20 protein-coding genes are annotated in these 25,148 nt (G+C 63.1%); 5 read left to right on the forward strand and 15 right to left on the reverse strand.

Going from position 1 to position 25,148, the window contains the following annotated elements; genetic code table 11:
• Positions 1 to 4 precede the first annotated feature (4 nt).
• From B015_RS0112115 to pcsA, 10 genes are all read right to left on the reverse strand, one after another.
• A complete protein-coding gene (locus tag B015_RS0112115) occupies positions 5 to 706 on the reverse strand; it encodes an ABC transporter ATP-binding protein (RefSeq protein ID WP_018427960.1) in 702 nt (233 codons plus the stop codon).
• Positions 699 to 2,462 (reverse strand): ATP-binding cassette domain-containing protein, encoded by a 1,764-nt coding sequence (locus B015_RS0112120; RefSeq protein ID WP_018427961.1) that lies wholly within the window; start codon positions 2,460 to 2,462, stop codon positions 699 to 701. The genes B015_RS0112115 and B015_RS0112120 overlap by 8 nt, the downstream gene beginning before the upstream one ends.
• Before the next feature lie 41 nt (positions 2,463 to 2,503).
• Positions 2,504 to 3,382 carry a branched-chain amino acid ABC transporter permease gene (locus B015_RS0112125; RefSeq protein ID WP_018427962.1) on the reverse strand — a complete coding sequence of 293 codons (879 nt, stop codon included), beginning with the start codon at positions 3,380 to 3,382 and terminating at the stop codon, positions 2,504 to 2,506.
• 251 nt (positions 3,383 to 3,633) lie between these two features.
• Positions 3,634 to 4,470: a sugar phosphate isomerase/epimerase gene (locus B015_RS0112130; protein ID WP_157632718.1), complete on the reverse strand. Its 837-nt coding sequence runs from the start codon at positions 4,468 to 4,470 to the stop codon at positions 3,634 to 3,636.
• A 169-nt stretch (positions 4,471 to 4,639) separates the two neighbouring features.
• Positions 4,640 to 5,710 carry a BMP family ABC transporter substrate-binding protein gene (locus tag B015_RS0112135; RefSeq protein ID WP_018427964.1) on the reverse strand — a complete coding sequence of 357 codons (1,071 nt, stop codon included), beginning with the start codon at positions 5,708 to 5,710 and terminating at the stop codon, positions 4,640 to 4,642.
• Positions 5,711 to 5,822: 112 nt separating this feature from the next.
• Positions 5,823 to 6,737, reverse strand: a complete 915-nt coding sequence (locus B015_RS0112140; protein WP_018427965.1) for an ABC transporter permease — start codon at positions 6,735 to 6,737, stop codon at positions 5,823 to 5,825.
• Positions 6,730 to 7,830 carry an ABC transporter permease gene (locus tag B015_RS0112145; RefSeq protein WP_018427966.1) on the reverse strand — a complete coding sequence of 367 codons (1,101 nt, stop codon included), beginning with the start codon at positions 7,828 to 7,830 and terminating at the stop codon, positions 6,730 to 6,732. Before B015_RS0112145 ends, B015_RS0112140 begins: the two co-directional genes overlap by 8 nt.
• On the reverse strand, positions 7,830 to 9,395 hold the full coding sequence (locus tag B015_RS0112150; protein ID WP_245262164.1) for an ABC transporter ATP-binding protein: 1,566 nt from the start codon (positions 9,393 to 9,395) through the stop codon (positions 7,830 to 7,832). The genes B015_RS0112145 and B015_RS0112150 overlap by 1 nt, the downstream gene beginning before the upstream one ends.
• A 113-nt stretch (positions 9,396 to 9,508) precedes the next feature.
• The gene (locus B015_RS0112155; protein WP_026227194.1) at positions 9,509 to 10,486 is read right to left on the reverse strand and encodes a quinone oxidoreductase; all 978 of its coding nucleotides are present in this window, start codon (positions 10,484 to 10,486) and stop codon (positions 9,509 to 9,511) included.
• Positions 10,487 to 10,490: 4 nt separating this feature from the next.
• On the reverse strand, positions 10,491 to 11,225 hold the full coding sequence (gene pcsA / locus B015_RS0112160) for a phosphatidylcholine synthase (RefSeq protein ID WP_018427969.1): 735 nt from the start codon (positions 11,223 to 11,225) through the stop codon (positions 10,491 to 10,493).
• A 353-nt stretch (positions 11,226 to 11,578) separates the two neighbouring features.
• On the opposite strand from pcsA, the gene B015_RS0112165 reads away from it, so the two are divergent.
• On the forward strand, positions 11,579 to 12,808 hold the full coding sequence (locus B015_RS0112165) for a UbiH/UbiF family hydroxylase (protein WP_018427970.1): 1,230 nt from the start codon (positions 11,579 to 11,581) through the stop codon (positions 12,806 to 12,808).
• A 53-nt stretch (positions 12,809 to 12,861) separates the two neighbouring features.
• Here B015_RS0112165 and B015_RS0112170 read toward each other — a convergent pair whose 3' ends face one another.
• Entirely contained in the window at positions 12,862 to 13,824 is a 963-nt protein-coding gene (locus B015_RS0112170) for an AEC family transporter (RefSeq protein ID WP_018427971.1), read from the reverse strand.
• A 252-nt stretch (positions 13,825 to 14,076) separates the two neighbouring features.
• Between B015_RS0112170 and hspQ the strand changes: the two genes are divergently transcribed.
• A complete protein-coding gene (gene hspQ, locus B015_RS0112175) occupies positions 14,077 to 14,400 on the forward strand; it encodes a heat shock protein HspQ (protein WP_026227196.1) in 324 nt (107 codons plus the stop codon).
• A gap of 109 nt (positions 14,401 to 14,509) precedes the next feature.
• On the opposite strand, the gene B015_RS0112180 is transcribed toward hspQ, so the two are convergent.
• Positions 14,510 to 15,136: an invasion associated locus B family protein gene (locus B015_RS0112180; RefSeq protein WP_026227197.1), complete on the reverse strand. Its 627-nt coding sequence runs from the start codon at positions 15,134 to 15,136 to the stop codon at positions 14,510 to 14,512.
• Positions 15,137 to 15,464: 328 nt separating this feature from the next.
• Here B015_RS0112180 and B015_RS0112185 point away from each other — a divergent pair, with 328 nt between their 5' ends.
• Both B015_RS0112185 and B015_RS0112190 read left to right on the forward strand, forming a co-directional pair.
• The gene (locus B015_RS0112185; protein ID WP_245262317.1) at positions 15,465 to 17,192 is read left to right on the forward strand and encodes an extracellular solute-binding protein; all 1,728 of its coding nucleotides are present in this window, start codon (positions 15,465 to 15,467) and stop codon (positions 17,190 to 17,192) included.
• Positions 17,193 to 17,264: 72 nt separating this feature from the next.
• Positions 17,265 to 17,936 (forward strand): DsbA family oxidoreductase, encoded by a 672-nt coding sequence (locus B015_RS0112190; protein ID WP_018427975.1) that lies wholly within the window; start codon positions 17,265 to 17,267, stop codon positions 17,934 to 17,936.
• Positions 17,937 to 18,363: 427 nt separating this feature from the next.
• On the opposite strand, the gene mfd is transcribed toward B015_RS0112190, so the two are convergent.
• Positions 18,364 to 21,858: a transcription-repair coupling factor gene (mfd, locus tag B015_RS0112200; RefSeq protein ID WP_018427977.1), complete on the reverse strand. Its 3,495-nt coding sequence runs from the start codon at positions 21,856 to 21,858 to the stop codon at positions 18,364 to 18,366.
• Positions 21,859 to 21,866: 8 nt separating this feature from the next.
• Positions 21,867 to 22,154: a succinate dehydrogenase assembly factor 2 gene (locus tag B015_RS0112205; protein WP_018427978.1), complete on the reverse strand. Its 288-nt coding sequence runs from the start codon at positions 22,152 to 22,154 to the stop codon at positions 21,867 to 21,869.
• 93 nt (positions 22,155 to 22,247) lie between these two features.
• On the opposite strand from B015_RS0112205, the gene recG reads away from it, so the two are divergent.
• Positions 22,248 to 24,356 carry an ATP-dependent DNA helicase RecG gene (gene recG / locus B015_RS0112210; RefSeq protein WP_026227198.1) on the forward strand — a complete coding sequence of 703 codons (2,109 nt, stop codon included), beginning with the start codon at positions 22,248 to 22,250 and terminating at the stop codon, positions 24,354 to 24,356.
• Here the strand turns inward: recG and B015_RS0112215 are convergent.
• Entirely contained in the window at positions 24,308 to 25,063 is a 756-nt protein-coding gene (locus tag B015_RS0112215; RefSeq protein ID WP_026227199.1) for a DUF502 domain-containing protein, read from the reverse strand. The two genes, recG and B015_RS0112215, sit on opposite strands and share 49 nt — an antisense overlap.
• Positions 25,064 to 25,148 lie beyond the last annotated feature (85 nt).

Below are 25,148 nucleotides of genomic sequence, written 5' to 3' on the forward strand. Positions count from 1 at the left end.
ACTCTTACTCCGCGGCCACCGGAGCGTTCAGCTTCTCGTCCAGTTCGGACGCGAGGCAGGAGAACTTCACCTGGCCGCGCTCGATGATCATGGCACGATCGGCATAGGGAGCGGTCACAGCGAGATGCTGCTCGACGATGACCACTGCCGTGCCCGTTTGCGCCCATCGGCGCAGGAAGGCGAGGATCGGCGGCAGCAGCGCCTGGGCAAGGCCCATCGACGGCTCGTCGCAGAGCAGCACCTTGGGCTGGGCGATGAAGGCCTGCCCCAGCGCCAGCATCTGCTGCTGGCCGCCCGAGAGATCGCGGGCGTAGAGCTTCTGCTTTTCCTTCAGGATCGGGAAGACAGAATAGATCTCCTCGACCGCGTTGTTGAAGCCGGCGCGGTCGCCGCGGCGTGCCGCAGCCCCCATGCGCAGATTGTCGAAGACGCTGAGCTCTGGAAATACGCGGTGCCCGTCAAGCACCAGGCGCAGGCCCGACTGCGCGATTTTTTCTGGGGCCTGACCGCCGATCGCTTTGCCGTCGAGCAGGATCTCGCCGCTGTCAGGCTTGTTGAAGCCTGCGATCGCGCGCATCAGCGTCGACTTGCCAGCGCCGTTCTCTCCGCCGATGAGCAAGATTTCGCCGGCCTTGGCCGTCAGCGACACCTCACGCAGCACCGGGATGGTGCCATAGCCTGCAACCAGATTCTTGACCTCAAGCATGGCGCGACCCCACGAACATATGCTGCACCGCCGGGTCCTTGGCGACCACGTCCGGCTTGCCAGATGAAACCACCCGGCCCTGCTCCAGCACCGTGATGGTGTCGGCAATGCCCCAAACCAGGTCGAGATCGTGCTCGACCAGGATGACGGTCTTCCCCATCTGGCGGCTCAGGAATTTGACGAGATTGGCGAAGTTGGTGCGCTCGCTTTGCGACAGGCCGGCGGCCGGCTCGTCGAACAGCACGATGGTCGCCTCCTTCAGCACCGTGCGCATTACCTCCACCAGGCGGCGCTGGCCGTGCGAGAGCAGGTTGGCGCTGTCCTGGCCGAAGCTTTCCTCCATCGCCTTGGCGAGTGCGGTGACATCGGCGCTGGCCGGACCGACGCGGGCGTCCATGCCGATCTTCAGATTGTCCCACAAGGACAGTTGGCTGAAGATGCGCGGCGCCTGGAAGGTGCGGCCGAGGCTCATATTGGCGATGCGGTCGGCGGCCATGTTGGTGGCGTCGACGCCATTGATCATGAACGAGCCGGTGTTCAGGCGCGACAGGCCGCTCAGCACGTTGAGCAGGCTGGTCTTGCCGGAGCCGTTGGCGCCGATCAGGCCGTGCACCTCGCCCTTGCGGACCTTGAGGTCGACGGCACTGACAGCCACCACCTCACCGAACTTCTTGGTGCCGTTGCGCACTTCGACCGCGATCTCCTCGCTTGGCTCGCGCACCGTCTTGCCGGCCTGCAGGTCGGCAAGAAAGCCGTCGATGCGGAAGGCCTGCTCGCCACCACCTGATTGTTTGCGCTTGGCGCGCAGCCGCTCGACGGAGCCGACGATGCCATCTGGGAAGGCCATGACGGCGAGAAGCGTCAGGCAGCCATACATCAAGAGACGATATTCGACGAAACCGGCCAGCAGGATGTTCGGCAGGATGTAGACGATCCAGATGCCGATGATGGGACCGAGCATCTGGCCGCGTCCGCCGACGACGACGGCGAAGAAGAAGACGAAGGATAGCTCGATGTTGAAGCCTTGCGGGCTGACGAAGGCAACAGTCGGCAAGTAGAGGATGCCGCAGATGCCGGTGCCGATAGAGGCGATGATGAAGGCCGTGAAGCGCATCACGCCCGGCTTGATGCCGAGAGAACGCGCCGCCTCCGGGCTGAGTGCTGCCACGAACATGCTGCGGCCGAGCTTCGAGCGGCGGATCAGGTAATGCGAGGCAAGCGCGATCATCGGGAACACGGCGACCGCAATCGCCAGCGGCGACATGCCGAAGACCAGAGGGTTGGTGAGCGCCGGAACCGTGACGCTGATGCCGTTGATGCCGTTGGTCCACTTGTCGAGCGTCACCAGAAGCTGCGGGAAGACGATTGCCGCGCTCATGGTGACGAAGCCGAGATGGAAGCCCTGCACGCGCAGCGCCGGCAAGGCAAACAGCAGGCCGCCGAGAATGGCGGCGACGATGCCGCCCATCGAGGCGCCGCCAAACGACCAGCCATGCAGGCCGTAGAGGATCGCCGCGACATAGGCGGCAAGGCCGAGGATTGCGCCCTGGCCGAACGACTTCTGGCCGGCATCGACGAACAGCATGTTCTGGAAGATGGCCGCGGCGATGTAGATGTTCACCAGCTGGAACGTGTGAATCCAGTAGGAATTGCCGGCGATGACGGGCCCGAACCCGGTGATGGCGATCAGCGCCACGCCGATCCAGACCTGCGTCAGGTCGGAGTTGAAGCGGCCTTTCGGCTTGGTCTCGGCCATGGAAACGGGTCCGGTTTGTATGCTTGTGGCTATCTGCATGGTCACACCCGCCTTGCGCCGACGCGCCCGAACAGGCCCTGCGGCCGGAACATCAGGATCAGCACCAGAACCAGCAGCGACGCCAGGTCCTGATAGGCACCGCCGACCTTGTAGGCCGTCAGCATCGCTACCACACCCACAAGCGGGCCGCCGATCAGCGTGCCGGCATTGGAGCCGATACCGCCGACAACGGCAGCAACGAAGCCGTTGAGCACATATTTCAAGCCGGCGTCGGGGCTGACCGAAATGACGGGTGCAACAAGGAAGCCGACCGTGCCGACCATCAGGCCGCTGATTGCAAACGAGATGAGCTGAAGCCGGCGCACCGGAAGACCGGCCGCGCGGGCAGCGTCAAAATCCTGCGACAATGCACTGATGGCGAGGCCGATGAAGGTCTTGCGCAGGAAAAAGCGCAACGCGAAGAACCAGAAGATCATTGCCGCGATCGCCAGAGCATAGGCGCCCGGCGTGCGCGTTCCCAAGATGCGGAAGCTCGGCACGACGCTCTGGACGGAATAGGCGAACGGCCCCTGCGTGATCATCAGAAGCGCTGCAACGATGACGGAGACCGAAACGGTGGAAATCAGCCAACTGTCCTGCTCGACCGACGAGCGCAGCGGCAAAAGCGTGATGTAGCCCTGGAAGGCTACGACGGCGGCAATGCCAAGCCCCGTCAGCAGCAGCATCAGGCTCCACTGGCCGAGACCGACCTGATTGGCCAGGAAATATGCCGCGAAACCGCCCAGTATGAACATGTTGCCCTGGGCGAAGTTGAAGATGTTCGTCGCCCCATGGACGATGTTGAAGCTCATCGCGATGGTGGCAAAGATCGACCCGATGGCGATCCCGCGTATCACGATGATCAGTATTTCGCTGAGCATAAGCTCGCCTCCCTGACCTCACTTATGAACCTGCCTTGCCTGCACCGCGGGCAAGCCCGGAACGCTGACGAGGAAGGGGTATTTTGAGGTCAGCTTATGCGTGCCATCGGCAGTCGCAACATCGTTCGAACGGACTAACGACAATTGCATGCAAACGCAGCGTTTGGCTGTCCTGCGCAAGGGGCTGGAGATGGTCGACCGGCAACGTCCTTGCCACCGCCATCGCCCCCCGAATTGGTGATGCCGGCAAGTCAGCAAAAGCAGTCCCGAGCCGTATCCAACGAAACATTCGCCGCTTCATTGAGACCAAGGGCCGCGAGATTGGGCGAGATGACCTCGACACTGAAAGGCACGGAAACGCCCATTGCGTCCAGCGTCGCAGCGAAAGCGGTGAGATCGAAACCACCCTGCCCGCACAGCCTGCGGTTCATGGTCTCCACTGCTGGCAGTCCAACAGGTACGCTGTCTGCGTCATTGACCTGCACGCACAGGACCTTGTTGGCAGATATCCGCCTGAGATCGGCGAGCGGCACTCCGGCGCGGAAGAGGTGCCACGAATCGATGACGAGCCCGGCATTGGGAATGTCGCCGATGATATCAAGCGCCGTATCGACGTCACGGACATTGCCCCAGGCCACCAGCTCCAGCGCGATCGTCACCTCGTGTTCCGCTGCCCGACTACAGAGTTCATGGAATTTCTGCTGCATGGTCTCCAGCGAAATGCCGCGCTCGCCGAGATCGGGTCCGACATTGACCACCTTGGCGCCGAAGGCCGTCGCCGCCCGAAAGGCGGTCTCCTCGTTGCGTCGCGAAACCGCTCCCTCCTCGCCGTCCATGAACCAGTCGGTCAGGAACTCGACCGACACATGCTTCATGCCATGGGCATCGAGGATGGCGCGCAACTCGCCGTCGCCGAAACCCTTGGCGCGTTGCTCCGCGTAGTCGCGGAAATGCAGGCACATGCCAGTGTAGCCGACCGCAGCACAGGCCTCGACGCGCTCGGCAAAGCCATGGCGCGAAGCGACCGGGCCGCCCGGAATCACACCGCTGATGGTGTGCGAACTGCAGACGAATTCATGTGTCTTCATGGTCATCCCGGGGGCTGGCTGCGATAGGCCCAAAATGTCTCTGCGCCGTCAGGCATACAGGTCCATTTGGACTAGGCGCCAGCTGCACGACGCCGGAAACGAAAAGCCCCCGGCAAAACCGGGGGCTTTCCTTGACCTGCGAGATGTCTCGCAGCCGATATCGATCCGCTTACTGCGGCAGCTTGTCGTCCACGCCCTTGACGTAGAAGTTCAGGCCGAGCAGCACCGAATCCTGCGCCACTTCGCCGGCCTTCAGCCACTCGGTGCCGTCCTGCTTGGTCACAGGGCCGGTGAACGGGTTGAAGGCGCCAGACTTGATCTTGGCTTCGGTTTCCTCGGCCAGCTTCTTGGTCTCGTCCGACATGTTGGCGTAAGGCGCCATCACGACGTGGCCTTCCTTCATGCCGCCCCAGACGTCGCTCTGCTTCCAGGTGCCGTCGATGACTTCCTGGATGCGCTCGATGTAGTACGGACCCCAGTCGTCGACGATCGAGGTCAGCTGGGTCTTCGGGCCGAACTTGATCATGTCCGAAGCCTGGCCGAAGGCCTTGATGCCGCGCTCGGTCGCAACCTGCATCGGGGCCGTCGAGTCGGTGTGCTGGGTGATGATGTCGACGCCCTGGTCGATCAGCGCCTTCGCGGCGTCGGCTTCCTTGCCGGCGTCGAACCAGGTGTTGGCCCACACGACCTTGACCTTGAAGTCAGGGTTGACCGACTGCGCGCCCAGCATGAAGGCGTTGATGCCCATCACGACCTCAGGGATCGGGAAGGAAGCGATGTAGCCGGCGACGCCAGCCTTCGATTCCTTGGCGGCGATCACGCCCTGCACATAGCGGCCTTCATGGAACTTCGAGTTGTAGGTCGAGACGTTTGGATGCTCGCGCTTGTAGCCGGTGGCGTGCTCGAACTTCACATCCGGGAACTTGCCGGCAACCTTGTTCAGCGGATCCATGTAGCCGAATGAGGTCGCGAAGATGATGTTGCAGCCCGAACGAGCAAAACGCTCGATGGCACGTTCGGCGTCCGCACCTTCCGGCACGCTTTCGAGATAGGCGGTCTCGAGCTGGTCGCCGAACTTCTCCTTGGCCTGCAGCAGGCCCTGGTGGTGCTGGTAGGAATAACCGAAGTCACCGATCGGCCCGACATAGATCCAGCAGGCCTTGACCTTGGCTTCGGCGGCAATGGTGCCGAACGACATCACGGCGGCGGCCGCGGCCAGCGACAGAATTGTCTTCTTCATGCTTTTGTTCCTCTTAGTGGTTGCCCGGGGCACTATCCCATCCTTTTTATAGTCCCAGAGACAGGGTCGTCCTCGAAATCCGCCTGACAGATTCGAGATGGCGACCATGCCCTTAGCGATCTGGCACAAACGGCCGCCCCAATGAAGCCGGAGTGTTCACCATCGTCAGTCGCCTGTTGCGCGAAATGAGCACAAGCACCACGACGGTTGCCAGATAGGGTAGAGAAGAAAGCAGTTGCGACGGCACGCCGATGCCCAAAGCCTGGGCATGCAGCTGGCCGATCGAAACCGCTCCGAACAGATAGGCGCCCGCAAGCACCCGCCATGGCCGCCAGGACGCGAACACGACCAGCGCCAGCGCGATCCAGCCGCGCCCGGCAGTCATGTTTTCGTTCCATTGCGGCGTGTAGACCAGCGACAGATAGGCGCCTGCCAAGCCGGCACAGGCACCGCCGAACATCACCGCCATATAGCGGATGGCGATGACCTTGATGCCGAGCGCATGTGCCGAGGTGTGATTGTCGCCAATCGAGCGCAGGGTAAGGCCGGCGCGCGTCTTGAACAGGAAGTATCCGACGCCGGCGGTCAGCAGGATCGAGACGTAGAACAGCGGATCCTGGCCGAAGAACAGCCTGCCCACCATCGGCAGGTCGGTGAGCACGGGTATGTATACGTAATCCATCTTCACGCCCGGCAGCCCGACGAAGCTCTCGCCCAGCATGCCTGCCAGGCCAAGGCCAAGCAGCGTCAGCGCAAGGCCGGTCGCCACTTGGTTGGTCACCAGCGTGAGCGTCAGGAAGCCGAACAGCAGCGAAAACAGCGCCCCGACGATGATGGCGGCGAGCACGCCGAGCCATGGACACTCAGTGGCGAGCGCCACGCCGAAGCCGGTCACGGCCCCCATCACCATCATGCCCTCGACGCCGAGGTTGAGAACGCCGGAGCGTTCGACCACCAGTTCGCCGACGGCTGCGATCAGAAGCGGGGTTGCCGCCGTCGCAATCGTTATCAGGATACCTTCAAACATTTTGCGTGACCTCCACGGTCTTTGGAGCGGAGGAGCCGACAAAGCGGATGCGGTAGAGAATGAGCGTGTCGCAGGCGAGCACGAAGAACAAAAGCATGCCTTGGAAAGCGCGCACCACCTTATCGGAGACGCCGATCGAAATCTGGGCCGCCTCGCCGCCGAGATAGGACAGCGCCAGCACCAGGCCGGCGGCAACGATGCCGAGCGGGTTGAGACGCCCAAGGAAGGCTACGATGATCGCGGCAAAACCATAGCCGGGCGAAATCGTCGGCCTCAGCTGGCCGATGGCGCCCGACACTTCCGAGATGCCGGCGAGGCCAGCAAGGCCACCGGACAGAAGGAATGCGAAGAACACCATCTTGGATGACGAGAAGCCCGCAAACTTGCCGGCACGCGGGCTCTGTCCCAGCACCTGCACCTCAAAGCCCCTGAGCGTGCGCGACAGCATGAACCAGACGGCCACGGCTGCCACGATGGCGAAGACAAAACCCCAGTTGGCACGGCCCGAGGCCGACCAGATCTCAGGCAGCGTTGCCGCGGCGCTGAAGGTCCGCGTCTCCGGGAAGTTCATGCCGGCCGGGTTGCGCCAGGGACCGCGCACCATCCAGTCGAGGAACAGCTGCGCCACATAGACCAGCATCAGGCTGGTCAGGATCTCGTTGGTGTTGAACCGCACCTTGAGATAGGCCGGAATGGCGCCATAGGCAGCACCGCCGGCAATGCCCATGAGCAGCATCAGCGGCAGAACGACCCACGACTGGAAGTCGGGGAACATGACGGGAAAGATCGAGCCGACGATGGCGCCGACGATGAATTGGCCTTCGGCGCCGATGTTCCAGTTGTTGGAAAGGTAGCAGATCGACAGGCCGACCGCGATCAGGATCAGCGGCGCAGCCTTCACTGCAAGCTCATGGAGCGACCAGACCTCACGCAGCGGATCGATGAAATAATAATAAAGCGCCTCGACCGGGTCCTTGCCGAGCACCGAAAACATGATCGCGCCGGCAATCAGCGTCAGCGCAAGCGCAAGGAACGGCGAGAGTGCCGCAAAGAGCGCAGATCGCTCCGGACGTTTGACGAGTTCGATCCGCATCACGCGACCTCCTTCGAATGGTCGAGGTGACCGGGTTCGGCACCGCCCATCAAGAGGCCAATGCGTTCGAGCGTCGCGTCCGCAATCGGGATCGGCTTCGACAGCTCGCCATTGTGCATGACGGCGATCGAGTCCGAGATTTCAAACAACTCGTCGAGATCCTGACTGATGACCAGCACGGCTGAGCCCTTGCGGGCGAGTTCGATTAGCGCCTGGCGGATGCGCGCGGCAGCACCCGCGTCGACACCCCAGGTCGGCTGGTTGACCACCATGACCGATGGATTGCGATCGAGCTCGCGGCCGATGATGAACTTCTGCAGATTGCCGCCCGAAAGCGCTGCAGCTTCGGGGTCCGGCGCGCTCTTGCGCACGTCCATCACCTCGATGATGCGCTGAGCCGCCTTCTGGATCGCGCCCGACTTTACCATGCCGGCCGCGCCGACAAAGGCCTTGCCGTCGGTGCTGTGCCGCGACAGCAAGAGATTGTCAGACAGGCGCATGCGCGGGGCAGCACCATGGCCGAGCCGCTCCTCAGGAACGAAGGCAGCACCCAAGAGACGGCGTGCCGAAATCCCCATCCGGCCGGCCGACTTGCCGCGAATGCGGATGGCATCGGCACTGTCCTGCAGCGCCTCGCCCGAAATCGCCTCGAACAATTCGCCCTGGCCGTTGCCGGCAACACCGGCGATGCCGATGACTTCGCCGCCGGCGACGCTCAGCCAGATGTTCTTGAGCGGCGTCGAGAACGGTCCGGCAGGCTTGCGGCTCATGCCGCAGATGCTGAGCAGTTCCTCGCCACGTGTCGCAGCCGTTGTCCGCTCGGCGTTCTTGACGTCGCTGCCCACCATCATTCGGGCGAGCGACGCCGGCGTCTCCTGGCGCGGGTCGCAATGGCCGACCACCTTGCCGTGGCGCATGATCGTGGCGCGGTCGCACAGGCGGCGGACCTCGTCGAGGCGGTGCGAGATGTAAAGGATCGACTTACCTTCGGAACGCAACCGCTCAAGCGTCTCGAACAGCTTGTCGGCCTCCTGCGGTGTCAGCACCGAGGTAGGTTCGTCGAGGATAATGAGTTCGGGTGTCTGCAGCAGACAGCGGATGATCTCGATGCGCTGGCGCTCGCCGACCGACAGGTCGCCCACCAGCGACTCCGGATCCAGCGGCAGCCCATAGCTGTAGGACAGCGCGCGCGCCTTGGCGGCAATGGTGGCGATGGGCGTGTCGTCGGCAAGCGAGAGCGCGATGTTTTCCGCCGCGGTCAGCGCCTCGAACAGAGAAAAATGCTGGAAAACCATGCCGATGCCGAGTTTCTTGGCAACGCCCGGGCTGGTGATCCGCACCTGTTGGCCGTTCCACAGGATCTCACCGGCATTGGGCTCGAGCGAACCGAACAGCATCTTCACAAGCGTCGACTTGCCGGCGCCGTTCTCGCCGAGAAGCGCGTGTATTTCACCCTTTGCGATGGTCAGGTCGACCTGATTGCACGCCTTCAGCGTGCCAAATATCTTCGTCAGGCCTCGAACCTCCAGAAGGTTCGGACCATTGGCTAAAGGGGTTGTGTCCACAACGCCTCCCATTGTCTTACTTTTTTATGTTCCCAAGAGCATGGTAGGCGCGTCCTGCTCTCGGAGCAAAGCATGTCACAAGTTGAAAGAGCTTCAAGAAATAAAGTGAAAACTCACGGGATAAGTATGGTTGTCCCCGTGGTCTTGCGGCCTTCCAGATCGGCATGCGCCTGGCCCGCGTCACTCAGAGCATAACGCTGGTTGATCCTGATCTTGACCGCCCCTTTCAGCACCACGTCGAACAGCGCGTCTGCCGAACGCACAAGGTCGTCGCGCAGCGCATTGTAGGCAAACAGTGTCGGCCGTGTCGCATAGAGCGCGCCTTTCTGCGCCAGCAGCGAAATGTTGAACGGCGGGATCGGACCAGACGACTGGCCGAAACTCACGAACATGCCCATCGGCTTAAGGCAGTCGAGCGAACCGGGGAAGGTGTCGGCACCGACGGAATCGTAGACCACGGCGCATTTCTTGCCACCGGTGATCGCTGCCACTTCGGCGACGAAATCCTTGTCGCGATAGTTGATGACGTGGTCGAAGCCATGCGCCCTGGCCAGTTCGCCCTTGTCGTCCGAGCCGACCGTACCGATAACGGTCGCGCCGAGATGCTTGGCCCACTGGCCAAGGATCAGGCCGACGCCGCCGGCCGCAGCATGATAGAGGATCGTGTCGCCGGCCTTCACCTTGAAGGTCCGCTGCAACAGATATTCGGCAGTCATGCCCTTGAGCATCATGGCCGCCGCCTGCTCATCGGAAATGCCGTCTGGCACCTTCACCAGCCTGTCGGCTGCGATCAACCGCTCTTCGCAATAAGCGCCCGTCGGCACGGCATAGGCGACGCGGTCGCCGACCTTCAGCCAGTCGACGCCTTCACCGAGTTCGAGCACCACTCCAGCAGCCTCGCCACCCGGCGTCACCGGCATTCCGGCAGGCGCCGGATAGAGCCCGGTGCGGAAATAGACGTCGAGGAAATTGAGCCCGATCGCCTTGTGCCTGATCAGGGCCTGGCCCGGACCGGGGCTGCCGGCGTCCACATCCTCGTAGACAAGCGCTTCCGGCCCGCCATGGGTATGAACTCGCAGAGCTTTCGGCAACGCCTCAGTCCTTCTTTCCGAGATTGGGCTTTCCGAGATTGGGGAAGAGCTGCATCACGCCACCGATGAAGAATAGGTAGATGCCGCTGATCGCGATACCGATCTTGACCCATTCGCTGGCTTCCATGCCCTGCCACAGCGCCAATCCGCCGAAGGCGCACCAGATCAGCGTCATCGGCAGGTTGATGTTCCTGAGCCTGACGACGCGCACCGGATGCAGGAAGTTCATCGGCACGAAGGTCAGGATGCCGGCGACGAGGACGACCGCAAACGACACCCATTGCCCGGGCTGAATGACGAACAAGGTGAAGACAACCATGTTCCAGACGACGGGGAACCCCTTGAAGAAGTTCTCCTTCGTCTTCATGCCCGTATCGGCATAATAGATCGCGCTCGACACGACGATGATGGCGCCCGACAGGAACGACAGTCCCTCGCCCATGAAACCACCCTGATAGAGCGCAAAGGCCGGGATCAACACGTAGGTGACGTAGTCGATGATGTTGTCGAGCAGTTCGCCCGACCATGTCGGCAGGATTTCCTTGACCTCGAGCTTGCGCGCGATCGGCCCGTCGATTCCGTCGACGAACAGCGCGAGCCCCAGCCACCAGAACATAGCGGTCCAACGCTCCTCGCTCGCGGCGACCAGCGACACGAAGGCCAGGAATGAGCCCGATGCTGTGAGGAGGTGGACCGAAAAGGCGCGTGCCTGCGGCCATGTGACTTTTTTAGGCTTCACGGTCCTCGCCAATCAAGTTTGCCGCCCAGTTCCGTCCGTCGTCTCGAAAGACATCGCAGGCGGCTATTTGCGCACGACAAGGGTCATGCAAGAGAAATGCAAGGTCCCTATTGCTCGATACGGCCAGCACCATGCAATCCCCTTTCGTCGGCAATTAATAGCAGGGCCGCAGTTCATACAAGCCGAAAGCCATTTGTGCCCAACGAACGTTGCGTAAGCCCTGCGCGATTTGTGCCAGCCGCCGGCGCATGAGCCCAATCGCCACGTTGATCAATGGCTTGGCCCTGCCATATATCGGAGAACCAAACTATCGATGACGCAGCCGGCGACGGTCCGGCGGATTTGGACTGCACATGGCGAACGAGAAATCAGCGAACCGTATCCTGGTGGCCGGCACCGGCCCCGTCGGGCTGATCTCGGCGCTGGCTTTCGCCGATGCCGGCTTCGGCGTTCTGCTCGCCGGCCCGCCCGCGCGAGCCGACGACGGCCGCACCACGGCCCTGATGGTGCCCGCGCTGAAGGTCCTGGAGCGGATTGGCGTGCTGGGTGCGCTGTCGGCAGATGCCGCACCACTCAAGGTCATGCGCATCGTCGATGGCACCGCACGCCTGATCCGCAGCCCCATCGTCACCTTCCGTGCCGGCGAGATCGGCGAGGATCACTTCGGCTACAATTTCCAGAATCGCGTCCTCAACGCCGTGCTCGAACAGGCAGTTGCCCACCATCCCGATATCGAATGGCGCCGGGCGCTGGTTGAAGGCTGGACGCTTGAGGGCGATCATGTCACCGCTGCCCTTTCGGACGGCACGACTGTCGTTTCGCCGCTGGCGGTTGCCGCCGACGGCCGCAATTCGCCGGCGCGCATGGCTGCCGGCATTTCCGCCAGCGCGCGCGCTTTGCCGCAATCGGCGCTGGTGCTGAATTTTGCCCATACGCGCGACCACGGTTTCACGTCGACGGAGTTCCACACCGAAACCGGCCCGTTCACGGTGGTGCCGCTGCCTGGCCGCCGATCGAGCCTCGTCTGGGTGCTGCGTCCGGAAACGGCGCGCGAATTCGCCGGGCTCGACAACGATGCGCTTGCCCAGCGCGTCGAACGGCAGATGCAATCGATGCTCGGGCGCGTCACCATCGACAGCGGCCGCCAGATCTACCCGCTGTCGACCTCGCTGCCCGCTCGCTTCGCCCAGAACCGCGTCGCACTGGTCGGCGAGGCTGCCCATGTCTTCCCGCCCATCGGTGCCCAGGGGCTCAATCTCGGCATCCGCGACGTCGACCAGCTCGTTGAGACTGCCCTGCACCATGCGGCCGATCCGGGCGCGCCGACGGCGCTCAAGGCTTATGACGCGGCACGCCGGCCCGACATCCTGGCCCGCACCAGTGCCGTCAACCTGCTCAACATGTCGCTGCTTTCGGACATGCTGCCCGCCCAGCTCGCCCGCGGCCTTGGCCTCAACGTTCTGGGTGGCTTCTCCCCCATCCGCGCCTTCTTCATGCGTGAAGGCCTGCGCCCGGGCAGCGGCTTTTCGGCCATCGCCTCATCGCTGCGAGCGACGCGCCGCATCGGTGTATCGAGCGAATAAGGTCGGAGGTCATCCGAAAAATCGGCCCGTCCGACAGGACCTGGCTGGGGGGCTCAAGGGAAAAGATCGGGCGGCAGAACGCCGTGCCGGATCAGGTAGAGCAGCCCGGTAACGGTCAGAACCGACAGACAGGTGGTGACGAGCACACTGGCCGAAGCACGCTCGACCCAGACGCCGTATTGCTGGGCGATGACGAACACGTTCGTCGCCGTCGGCAAGGCGGCCATCAGCATGGCAGAGTAAACCCAGACCGGTGAGAAATTGCCAATCCAGCTCAGCACGACATAGCAAAGCAGCGGGTGCACGATGAGCTTGAGCAGCGCGATCGGCACCATCTCGTGTGGAACGCGTTTCAAAGGCCTGAGCGCCAGCGTCACGCCCATGGCAAACAGCGCGCAAGGGGCTGCCGCCCGCGACAGATATTCGAGGAAGCGCTCGACCGGCACCGGCGCGCGGAACTCGAAGTAGGCAGCGAGAACGCCCACCGCCGTCGCGATGATGAAGGGATGGAGGGCGATCTTCCTGACGACATCGGCCGCCACGCCCAAAGGTGGGCGCGGTTCGTCGCCGGCCAGCGCCATCATCATCGGCGCTATGGTGAAATGCATGATGTTTTCGAAACAGAAGATCAGCGCCACCGGCACCGCCGCTTCCTCGCCGAAGGCCAGCAGCGCCAGGCCGGGGCCCATATAGCCGATGTTGCCATAGGCCGAGGCCAGCCCCTTGATGGTCGATTCGGCAATCTCGCCGCGCCCCTTGATGAAAGAAGCGGTAAACATGATCGCGAAGATGACGAAGGTCGAAAACACTGCGCCTGATATGTAGGCCCACTCGGTCAGGCGCTCGAACGGCGTCTTGGCCAGCAGCTGGAAGAACAGCGCCGGCAGCGCGACATAAACGATGAAGGTCGTCATCCAGCCGAGCGCTTCGAGCGGCTGGCGGGTGATGCGCGCCACCACGAAGCCCATGAAGATCAGCCCGAAGAACGGCAGGACCAGACCGATCACGTCCGACATCAGCGCTTTCCCGATCGAGATTGGTTGGGCCGCAGCAAAAAAAGCGACGCGAAGGGCAAATATGCCCTCGGCCGTATCGCGTCGCTTTGCCGCCCGTCAAGCGCCACACCATTGAATTGCTTGCCTTGCTGCTCCAAATAGGAGCCGACGAAGCGTGTTGTGCCGGAAACCTCCCGCTCCGGATCTGAAATACGTCTTAAGTATCTGATTTCGCGTAGTGCTCTAAGAGCATGCGCGACCATGGTGACCAGCATGAAGACGGCGAAATTCTCGATCGGCCAGGTGGTGCGCCACCGTGTGTTTCCGTTTCGCGGCGTTATTTTCGACGTCGACCCAGAATTCGCCAACACCGAGGAATGGTACGAGGCGATTCCGGCGGCGGTGCGCCCACGCCGCGACCAGCCCTTCTACCACCTGCTCGCCGAGAACGCCGAGACCGAATATGTCGCCTATGTCTCGGAACAGAACCTGCTCGAGGACAGCTCAGGCGAGCCGGTCCGCCATCCGCAGGTGAAGGACTATTTCGACAAGATGCCCGACGGACGTTACGCGCTCAAGTCGACCATCAGCCACTGAACCAGCCATGACGGGCGACGGGCCGAGTTCGGATTCCCGCCAACAGCGGCTGCGCAACAAAAAAGCGGGGTCAAAGCCCCGCTTTTTCAATTCCGGTCTTCGCCCGGGATCAGTTGGCCGTCTTGGCCTTGTCCTGCTCTTCCTTGAGCTTCTTGGCGAAGTCCTGATTGTTCTTGGAGACGAACTCCTGGAGCTTCTTCTGGCGATCTTCCAGGTCCGACTGCTTCATCGGCTCGCCATCATAGGCGCCAGTGAAGCCAGCGAGCGAAACCTTAATCGGGTTCTGCTGGTTCTGGAAATTGACCGAGGTCAGAGTCAGGTCGGTGCCCTTCTTGAAGGAGCCTACGAGCTGGTCGGTGAGCGCGATCTCGGCAACGCAGCGATCCGGGAAGCAGATCACGTAGTCGAGCTTCTGGGCCTTGCCGGCGTCGACCTGCAGTCCGATCCCCGGAGGAATGAGACGGCCGCTCGGCACGGTGACCTGGAACACCTTACGATTGACCTTGCCCTTGAGCTCGATCATCGAAATGCCGGTGACCAACTGGCCGTTGGAAGCGGTAAGGATGTTCTGCACGTTGCAGATGTCCACGTCAGCCTGCTTGGAGCAGGCCTTGAACCAACCCTGCGGGACCTGCTGCTGCTGCGCGGCCGCGGGCGACAGCGTCGACGCCACCAAACCGGCGACACCTGCCGCCAGGATGGAAAGACGGAAACCGTCGAAGTTCTGGTTCGTGATCTTCATGAAATCCTCTCAAACAATCCCGGAACCGGCCCCGGAGCCGTGTGTCGACGCTACCTGTTGGGCAAATGAGGCAACAGCATGACTTCGCCGCGCGTGTTACACTGCCGCGCGGCCTGAATCCAGCCCGCAACAACGCATTTCTTGTGTTCTGAGCCGGCGATGGACTGCCCGCATCAGGCTGCGCTACGCTTCGAATCATCAAGCTACCCTGAATTCGTGGAGAATCGTCGTGAGACGCACTCTTTCGCTGCTGGCAGCCGTTGCCGCGACCGCCCTTTTTGCCCCGCACACGGCATATGCCGAGCCCGTCCACGGCATTTCCATGCATGGCCAGCCGGCCCTGCCCCAGGATTTCAAGAACTTCCCTTATGCCAATCCCGATGCGCCCAAGGGCGGCAAGATCACCTATTGCGTCATCGGCAGCTTCGACAATCTCAATCCGTTCATCATAAAGAGCTTGCGCACCACCGCGCGCGGCATGATCGACACGATCTACGGCAATCTGGTCTTCGAATCGCTGATGCAGCGCAGCGCCGATGAGGCCTTCAGTATCTATGGCCTCATCGCCAAGTCGGTCGACATCGACCCGGAGCGCAAATGGATCGAGTTCAACATCGATCCGAATGCCAAATGGTCCGACGGTCAGCCGATCACGCCCGACGACGTCATCTTCACCTATGAGGTCTATACGGAGAAGGGCCGCCCGCCCTATTCCGACCGAATGTCCAAGATCGAGAAGATCGAAAAGACAGGCGATCTCAGTGTCCGCTTCACCTTCAACGACCAGGCCGACCGCGAATTTCCGCTGATCATCGCGCTCACGCCGATCGTGCCGAAGCACTTCTTCAACAAGGAGACGTTCGACCAGACGACACTGAAGCCGATCATCGGCTCCGGCCCCTACATGGTCGGCGAGATCAAGCCCGGCGAGCGCATCGTTTTCAAGCGCAACCCCGAATATTGGGGCCGCGACGTGCCGGCCAAGCGCGGCTTCGACAATTACGACCAGATCACCATCGAATATTTCCTCAACACGAACGCCCTGTTCGAAGCCTTCAAGAAGGGCATTTGCGACACCTACACCGAGGCCGATCCGGTCAAGCGCGAGCGCGGTTTCGATTTCCCCGCCTACAAGAACGGCGACATCGTCGCTGAAACCTTCAAGAGCGGGCTGCCACCCGTCGTCACCGGCTTCATGTTCAACACCCGCCTGCCGAAATTCGCCGACCCCGTCGTGCGCCAGGCCCTGGGCATGCTCTATGACTTCGAATGGGCCAACCGCAACCTGTTCGCCGGCAAGTATGAGCGCACCGTCAGCTTCTGGCAGGGAACCGAACTTTCCGCCTATGACAGGCCTGCCAGTGACAAGGAAAAGGCGCTGCTCGCGCCGTTCCCTGGTGCCGTTCGTCCCGACGTCATGGACGGCACATGGAGGCCGCCGGTTACCGATGGCTCCGGCCAGGACCGCGCTGCGCTGAAGGCCGCCTTCGACCTGCTCAAGGGCGTCGGCTACAAGCTGCAGGGTGGCAAGATGCTCGACAAGCAGGGCCAGCCGCTCGCCTTCGAGATCCTGACCTCGTCGGACGCCGAGCAGAAGCTGGCGGCCATCTATCAACGCACCCTTGAAAAGCTTGGCATCGCCGTGACCATCCGCGCGCTCGAGGCCGACCAGATCCAGTCGCGCAAGCAGAACTTTGACTTCGATGTGCTGATCGGCGTGACCGGCTTCACCGGCACCTTGTCGCCGGGCATCGAGCAGATCGGCCGCTGGGGTTCGTCTTCGGCCAACAAGGAAGGCTCGTTCAATCTCGCCGGCGTTGCCAATCCAGCGATCGACGCCATGATCGAGACCATGCTCAAGGCGCGCGAGAAGGAGGATTTCGTCGCCGCCGTGCGCGCACTCGACCGCCTGCTGATCTCTGGCAACTACATGGTGCCCATGCAGCACAACTCCGATCAGTGGCTCGCTTTTGCCAAAAGGCTGAAACATCCGGAAAAGACCCCCATATTCGGTTATCAGTTGCCGGTCTGGTGGAGCCAGGGCGGCTAGTTCCGCAAATTTCTGGGATCAGCGGGCCATGGCCGTCATGCCGCGCCCGCGAGCCTACACAAGGACCGTCTCATGACCGAACAGAACAAGCTCACCATCGATGTGGTTTCGGATGTCGTCTGCCCGTGGTGTTTCCTGGGCATGCGCCGCCTGCAAAGCGCGCTTGCGGCAGTGCCCGACACCGACGTCGAGGTGCGCTGGCGCCCCTTCCAGCTCGACCCGACGATCCCGCCCGAAGGCAAGGAGCGCAAGGCCTACATGCTGGCCAAGTTCAATGACGAGAACCGGCTCAGGCAGGCCCACGCCAATCTGGTGACGCTCGGCGCGGTCGAAGGCATCTCGTTCGACTTCGAGGCAATATCAGTCGCTCCCAACACGCTCGACGCCCACCGGCTGATCCGCTGGGCCGCAGCATCCGGCGAAGGCGTCCAGAACAAGCTGGTGAGCACGCTGTTCAGCTACTATTTCGAGCAGGGCAAGAACATCGGCGACCACGGCACCCTCGTCGAGGCCGCTCGCGAAGCCGGCATGGACACCGCGGTCGTCGAAGCGCTGCTTTCAACCGACGCCGATCGCGACGAGGTTTCCACCGAGATCGTCACCGCCTCGCGCATGGGCATCACGGGCGTGCCGTGCTTCCTGCTCGAAGGCAAGTACGCCGTCATGGGCGCCCAGGACACAGCCACCCTCGCCGACGCCATCCGCCAGGTCGCAGCCGAAAAAGCCGGCGAGCTGCCGAACTAAATATGATCACCGAAGGGGGTGATTGGACCGCCGGCTGAGCCTGCTGCCGGCTCAGCCCGTTTGCCCCCGGGCCAGATCAGCAGTTGGCCTGTCCCGCGTCCTTCGACAAACTCAGGACAACCGCCGGCGGCTCTGCTGCCAGTCTCGTCCGACAAATGGCAACCAGTAGCGCCTTGCCCCCCGTCATCTCGGCCTCGTAGCGAGCAAAGCGAGTGCAGAGTGTCGGGAGCCATGTCGTGACATCAACGAAGGCGAAACCGACCCCGAATGACATGCCAACGCTGTGGCAAGCCACGCGACCGGGAGGCCCCAGGTTCTGGGGATGCGCAGGCGCGCTGCCCCCTTAATGAAGCCGAAAGCGCTCAGAGATTGGCGGCAGCACCGCCGCTCCTCATCCTGAGCCTGTCGAAGGATGCATGACCGCCGATCAGGCCACAGCCAGCTTCGCCAGCTGCGTCATGATCACGGCGGAACCCGCCAGACGCTTCTCGGCATTCGGCCAGTCGCGCGCAAACACCACCGAGTGGTCCGGCCTGATCTTGGCCAGCGATCCCTGCTCGGCGATGTAGCGCACGAGGCCCGCCGGGTTGGCGAACTCGCGCTTGCGGAACTGCACCACCACGCCCTTCGGCCCGGCGTCCAGCTTCTCGACATTGGCCTTGCGGCACAGCGCCTTGATGAAGACGATCTTGAGCAGATGCTTGACCTCGTCGGGCAGTGGCCCGAAACGGTCGATGAGCTCGGCGCCGAAACCGTCGATCTCCTCGGTGTTTTCGAGGTCGCCGAGACGACGGTAGAGCGCCAGCCTGAGCTGCAGGTCGGGCACATAGCTTTCCGGGATCATGACCGCGGTGCCGACGGCAATCAGCGGCGACCAGCCCGTATCGATCTCCTCGCCGCTGCCGCGCAGTTCCGCCACCGCCTCTTCCAGCATCTGCTGGTAGAGCTCGAAGCCGACCTCCTTGATATGGCCCGACTGCTCCTCGCCAAGCAGATTGCCGGCGCCGCGGATGTCGAGGTCGTGACTGGCGAGCTGGAAGCCCGCGCCCAGCGTGTCGAGCGATTGCAGCACCTTCAGCCTGCGGTCGGCGGTGTCCGTCAGCTTGCGGTTGGCCGGCAGCGTGAACAGCGCATAAGCACGCACCTTGGAACGGCCGACACGCCCGCGCAACTGGTAGAGCTGGGCGAGGCCGAACATGTCGGCGCGATGCACGATCAGCGTGTTGGCGGTGGGAATGTCCAGGCCCGATTCGACGATGGTCGTCGACAACAGCACGTCATACTGGCCGTCGTAGAAGGCGTTCATGATGTCGTCGAGTTCGCCGGGAGGCATCTGGCCGTGCGCAACGGCCACCTTCAGCTCCGGCACCGATTCCTGCAGGAACTGGTGGATCTCGCCGAGATCGGCGATACGCGGCACGACATAGAAGCTGTGGCCGCCGCGATAGCGCTCGCGCAGCAACGTCTCGCGGATGACTAGCGGGTCGAAGGGCGAAATGAAGCTGCGCACAGCCATGCGATCCACCGGCGGCGTGGCGATCAACGACAGCTCGCGCACGCCGGTCAGCGCCAGTTGCAGCGTGCGTGGGATCGGTGTCGCCGACAGCGTCAGCACATGCACGTCACTCTTGAGCTCCTTCAGGCGCTCCTTGTGCTTGACGCCGAAATGCTGCTCCTCGTCGATGATCAGAAGTCCCAGGTTCTTGAACTCGATCGACGAGCCGAGCAGCGCATGCGTACCGACGACGATGTCGACAGTGCCCTCCGCGATGCCCTTCTTGGTCTCCGCCAGCTCCTTGGTGCCGACCAGGCGCGAAGCCTGGCGCACATTGATCGGAAGGCCGGCAAAGCGCTGCGAGAACGTCTTGAAATGCTGGCGCGACAGCAGCGTCGTCGGCACCACCACCGCCACCTGGAAACCTTCCATGGCGGCAATGAAGGCCGCGCGCAGCGCAACTTCCGTCTTGCCGAAGCCGACGTCGCCGCAGATCAGGCGGTCCATCGGCTTGCCGGCGCCAAGATCTTCCATCACCGCATCGATGGCGCCCTGCTGGTCGTCGGTCTCCTCGTAAGGGAAGCGCGCCGCGAACTCACCATAGACGCCGTCGGGCGGATTCATCGCAGGCGCCTCGCGCATCTGCCGCTCGGCCGCGAGCTTGATCAGCTGGCCGGCCATTTCGAGCAGGCGGCGCTTGAGCTTGGCCTTGCGCGACTGCCAGGCACCACCGCCCAGCTTGTCGAGCGTTGCTTCCGCCGAATCCGAGCCGTAGCGCGACAGAAGCTCGATGTTCTCGACCGGCAGGAACAGCCGGCCATCGCTGGCATAGTGGATTTCAAGACAATCATGTGGCGCGCCCACCGCCTCGATGGTCTTCAGCCCGACGAAACGGCCGATACCATGGTCGGCGTGAACGACTATGTCGCCCGCCGACAAGGCCGAAGCCTCGGCGATGAAGTCGGCGGCGCGCTTGCGCTTCTTCGAACGACGGATCAGGCGGTCGCCAAGGATGTCCTGCTCGGCAACGAACACCAGGTCGCCGGCCTCAAAGCCGGACTCGATCGGCAGGACAGCAAGGCCCGCCTCGCCCGGCTTCAGCGCCTCGACGCCAGCAAGGCTTTCGACCCGCTTGAGATTGCCGAGATTATGCTCCTCGAGAATCTGCGTCAGACGGTCGAGCGAGCCTTCCGTCCAGCCGGCCACGACCACGCGCCGCTTGGCCGCGCGCTGATCGGCGATGTGACGCGCCACCACGTCGAACACGTTGGCGTTGGGGTCGGCCCGCTCCTCGGCAAAGCTGCGGCCGGCATGCGAACCGGCATGCAGCACCCTGCGCCCACTCGAAAAGGGTGTATCGAACGGTGTCAGCTCCGCATTGGCCTGGTCTGCCAGCGCTGCCGCCACCTCGTCCGGCGACAGATACATCAACCCGGGCGCGACCGGCTTGTAGGGCACCGCATCCTTGATGCCGCTGCCTTCTGCCTGCTTGCGACGCGCCTCGTAGTGGTCGAGGATCAGCGCATGGCGCTCGCTCATCGCCTCGCGTGCCAGATGGTCGAAGACCACGGGCGCATCAGGCAGATACTCGATCACCGTCTCCATGTGCGGATAGAAAAACGGCAGCCAGTGCTCCATGCCGGCGAAGCGCCGGCCCTCGGAGACCGCGGCATAGAGCGCATCGTCGCGCGATGGCGCGCCGAAGGCATCGATATAGCTGCGGCGGAACTTGCTGATCGTTTCCGGCGTCAGCGCCACCTCGCTCATCGCCTGGAGCACGACCGAATTGCGGCTGCCGGTTGTGCGTTGCGTCGCCACGTCGAAGGCGCGGATCGTCTCCAGCGTGTCGCCGAAGAAGTCGAGGCGCAACGCATCGGCAGCGCCCGGCGCGTAGAGATCGAGAATACCGCCGCGCACGGCGAACTCGCCGACGCCGCGAACCGTAGGCACGCGCTCGAAGCCGGCACGCTCCAGCCGCGCCACCAGCGCATTCATCTCCACCTGGTTGCCCGGTTTGGCGCGGAACTCCTGCGCCTCGATCGCCGCGGCCGGCGGCACCCGCTGCAGCAGTGCATTTGCGGTGGTCAGCACGATGGCCCGGTGCGGGGTCTTTCTGAGCGTGATCATTGCCGCCAGCGCATCAAGCCTGAGAGCAGCGGCATCCGCCCCAGGCGACACACGGTCGTAAGGCAGGCAGTCCCACGCGGGCAGTTCCAGCACGGGCAGTTCAGGGGCTACGAAGTTGAGCGCTTCAACGATCTGCGGCAGCCGCTGCCCGTCGCGAGCGACAAACAGCATCGGGCCATCGGGCGCCATTTCGGCCGCCGCGGTGGCAATCGCAAAGGCTTCGTAGCCGTCGGCGACGCCATCGACGATGAACTGTCCGGCGCGACCTTTGGGCAGGCCGATCGATTTCAGCAAGCTCATGATCTCGCTCAGACGGTGATGGCGTCGCGCGACGCGACGATCTGCCTGTAGACCGGGGTGTCGACCGCTGTCGGCACCGGCGCTTCGCCGATGATCCAGGACAGCAGTTCCCTGTCCGTGATGTCGAGCAGCACCTCGTAGAGGTCCAGCTCCTCGTCGCTCAGCTTATCGATCCGGGTGTCGGCGAAATGGCCAAGGATCAGATCCATCTCGCGCATGCCGCGATGCCACGACCGGAACAGAAGCTTACGCCTGCGCGTATCAAGGCCTTCGCTCGAGCGTGTCGTTCCGGTCATTTCGGCAATTCCTCTCGTGTCGGGGCGCATATAGCGTGGATAGCCGCCCCTGTCAGCCTTTGCCCGGGCAAGTCGAACGCATAAGCTGACATGATGCGGCCTTCCCTTCTCGATCCCCTGTTCTCCCCGATCACCACGCTTGCCGGCATCGGACCGAAGGTCGCCGTGCTGGTCGAGAAGGTCGTACCTGCAGATCTCGGCGACCGGGTGGCACGAACAGGCGACCTGTTGTTCGTGCTGCCCAACAGCGTCATCGATCGGCGCAACCGGCCCGGCATCGCTTATGCTGCCGAAGGCGCCATCGTCACTCTTGAGGTGCGCATTGACCGCCACCAGCCGGCGCCGCGCGGCAATCGCTCGGTGCCCTACCGCGTCTTCGCCCATGACGACACCGGCGAGATCACGCTGACATTCTTCCATGCTCACGCCGCCTATCTCGAAAAGGCCATGCCCGAGGGCGAACTTGTCATCGTCTCGGGCCGCATGGAATGGTTCAACGGCCGCCCGTCCATGGTCCATCCCGACCACATCGCGCTCGCCAGCGAAGCCGACAAGCTGCCCTTGGTCGAACCAGCCTATCCTCTGACGGCGGGCCTGTCGGCCAAGGCGTTGCGCCGCGCCATCGGCCAGGCCATCGAGCGCGTGCCGCCATTGCCCGAATGGCTCGACGCCGATGTCATGCGCCGGCAGAGCTTTCCCAGCTTCGCGGCAGCGCTGCAACGCGTCCACAATCCTGCCGATCCGCTCGATGCCTCGCCGGAGAATGCCGCCTGGCGTCGCCTTGGCTATGACGAATTCCTCGCTGGTCAGGTGTCGCTGGCGCTGGTTCGCGCCCGTGTGCGCAAGCTGCATGGCCGCCCGCTCATAGGCGACGGCCGCCTCGTCGATGCGCTGCGCAAGGCCCTGCCCTATGCGCTGACCGGCTCGCAGGAACAGGCGCTTGTCGAGATCAACGAAGACCTGGCCAAGCCCGAACGCATGCTGCGCCTGCTCCAGGGCGATGTCGGCTCGGGCAAGACGGTGGTGGCACTTCTTGCCATGGCGCGCGCCGTCGAGGCCGGTGGCCAGGCCGCGCTCATGGCGCCGACAGAAATCCTCGCCCGCCAGCATTTCGCCGGCATTTCACCCCTGGCCGAACGTGTCGGCCTCAAGGTCGCCGTACTCACCGGCCGCGAGAAGGGCCGCGAGCGGACCCAGATCCTCGCCGATCTTGCAGGCGGCGAAATCGACATCATTATCGGCACACACGCGCTGTTCCAGGAGGCCGTCGTCTTCCATGACCTGGCTCTCGCCGTCATCGACGAGCAGCATCGCTTCGGCGTGCACCAGCGCCTCGCCATGAATGCAAAGGGCCAGGCGCCCGACATGCTGGTCATGACCGCCACCCCCATCCCACGTACCCTGGTGCTGACAGCCTTCGGCGACATGGACGTGTCGCGCCTCACGGAAAAGCCGGCCGGCCGCCAGCCGATCAAGACCGTCACCCTGCCGCTCGAGCGCATCGACGAACTCGTCGGCCGCATCCGCGACGCGGTCGCAGACGGCCAGAAAATCTACTGGATCTGCCCGCTGGTCGAGGAATCCGAAGAGATCAAGCTGATGTCCGCCGAGGACCGCTTCTCCTCTCTGCAGCCCGTCTTCGGGCAGCGTATCGGGCTGGTCCATGGCCGCATGAAGGGGGCGGAGAAGGATGAGGCGATGCGCGCCTTCAAGGAAGGCGAAACGCGCGTGCTCATCGCCACCACCGTGATCGAGGTCGGCGTCGACGTGCCCGACGCGACCATCATCGTCATCGAGCATGCCGAGCGCTTCGGCCTCGCCCAGCTCCACCAGCTGCGCGGCCGCGTTGGACGCGGCTCGAAGCCGTCATCCTGCGTGCTGCTCTACAAGGACCCGCTTGGTGAAACGGCCAAGCGCCGCCTGTCGGTCATGCGCGACACCGAGGATGGCTTCCTCATCGCCGAGGAAGACCTCAAATTGCGCGGCGAAGGTGAACTTCTGGGCACCCGCCAGTCCGGCACACCAGGCTTCCAGGTCGCCCGCCTAGAAGCCCACGCCGACCTGCTCGAAATCGCCCGCGACGACGCCCGCCTGATCCTTGCCCGCGACCCGGAGCTACAATCCCCGCGCGGCGAAGCCATACGGCTGCTGCTCTACTTGTTCGGCCGCGACGAGGCGGTAAGACTGCTGAGGGCGGGCTGAGGCATCGTCCCAACTGGCGGATTGCCGACAGGCCCTTCGATCACCTTTGCCTTGCCTCCAGTCGCGGGCTTCACCTCGGGCACCACCAGTCCCGCCGAGACGATCAGCTTGGCCCCGTCCTCGATACTCATATCGAGCAGCACGACCTCGGAGCGATGCACATACATCAGAAAGCCGGTGGTCGGGTTCGGCGTACATGGCATGAAGACGGCGATCAGCGGGTCGCCTTCCTTGTCTAGCTTCTCATTGATCTCGGTCTGCTTCTCGTTGCCGACGAAGACGATCGACCACACGCCCTTGCGCGGGTACTCGACCATGCCGACGGTGCGGAACATGTCGCTCTTGTTGGAGAGTGCGGTCTCGAAAAGCTGCTTCAACGTCTTGTAGAGGCCACGCACCAGAGGCGTGCGGGCGAGCAGGCGCTCGCCAAAGCCAACGATGGCGCGGCCGATGAAATTGGCGGTGAGGAAGCCGATCAGCGTGATCAGCACCAGCGCCACGATCAGCCCGAAGCCCGGCACCCGGATGGTCAAATAGGTGTCGGGATTGTAGGTTGCCGGAATGTAGGGCTTCACCCAGGAATCGGCCCAGCCGATGAACGACCAGACGATGTAGATGGTCAGCACCAGCGGCGCGCAGACGACGAAGCCGGTGAGGAAATAGTTCCTCAACCTGGTCATCGCGGATGTTCTGGGCAGATCCGACATGTATCACCGCTTGCGTGTTTGCAGCGCAACATTAGCCGCACGCACAGCGGTTTGGAACTAGCCAGTTGGTAGAAGCAGCCCCCCG

It is taken from the genome of Hoeflea sp. 108, assembly GCF_000372965.1.
GTDB lineage: Bacteria > Pseudomonadota > Alphaproteobacteria > Rhizobiales > Rhizobiaceae > Aminobacter.

Coding starts and splice junctions, on each gene's coding strand:
- B015_RS0112115 (WP_018427960.1), bottom strand. CDS start 706: ATGCTTGAGGTCAAGAATCTGGTTGCAGGCTATGGCACCATCCCGGTG.
- B015_RS0112190 (WP_018427975.1), top strand. CDS start 17,265: ATGACCGAACAGAACAAGCTCACCATCGATGTGGTTTCGGATGTCGTC.
- B015_RS0112165 (WP_018427970.1), top strand. CDS start 11,579: ATGGCGAACGAGAAATCAGCGAACCGTATCCTGGTGGCCGGCACCGGC.
- B015_RS0112205 (WP_018427978.1), bottom strand. CDS start 22,154: ATGACCGGAACGACACGCTCGAGCGAAGGCCTTGATACGCGCAGGCGT.
- B015_RS0112215 (WP_026227199.1), bottom strand. CDS start 25,063: ATGTCGGATCTGCCCAGAACATCCGCGATGACCAGGTTGAGGAACTAT.
- B015_RS0112130 (WP_157632718.1), bottom strand. CDS start 4,470: ATGAAGACACATGAATTCGTCTGCAGTTCGCACACCATCAGCGGTGTG.
- B015_RS0112145 (WP_018427966.1), bottom strand. CDS start 7,830: ATGCGGATCGAACTCGTCAAACGTCCGGAGCGATCTGCGCTCTTTGCG.
- B015_RS0112125 (WP_018427962.1), bottom strand. CDS start 3,382: ATGCTCAGCGAAATACTGATCATCGTGATACGCGGGATCGCCATCGGG.
- B015_RS0112135 (WP_018427964.1), bottom strand. CDS start 5,710: ATGAAGAAGACAATTCTGTCGCTGGCCGCGGCCGCCGCCGTGATGTCG.
- recG (WP_026227198.1), top strand. CDS start 22,248: ATGCGGCCTTCCCTTCTCGATCCCCTGTTCTCCCCGATCACCACGCTT.
- B015_RS0112140 (WP_018427965.1), bottom strand. CDS start 6,737: ATGTTTGAAGGTATCCTGATAACGATTGCGACGGCGGCAACCCCGCTT.
- B015_RS0112120 (WP_018427961.1), bottom strand. CDS start 2,462: ATGGCCGAGACCAAGCCGAAAGGCCGCTTCAACTCCGACCTGACGCAG.
- B015_RS0112170 (WP_018427971.1), bottom strand. CDS start 13,824: ATGTCGGACGTGATCGGTCTGGTCCTGCCGTTCTTCGGGCTGATCTTC.
- B015_RS0112185 (WP_245262317.1), top strand. CDS start 15,465: ATGCATGGCCAGCCGGCCCTGCCCCAGGATTTCAAGAACTTCCCTTAT.
- mfd (WP_018427977.1), bottom strand. CDS start 21,858: ATGAGCTTGCTGAAATCGATCGGCCTGCCCAAAGGTCGCGCCGGACAG.
- hspQ (WP_026227196.1), top strand. CDS start 14,077: ATGAAGACGGCGAAATTCTCGATCGGCCAGGTGGTGCGCCACCGTGTG.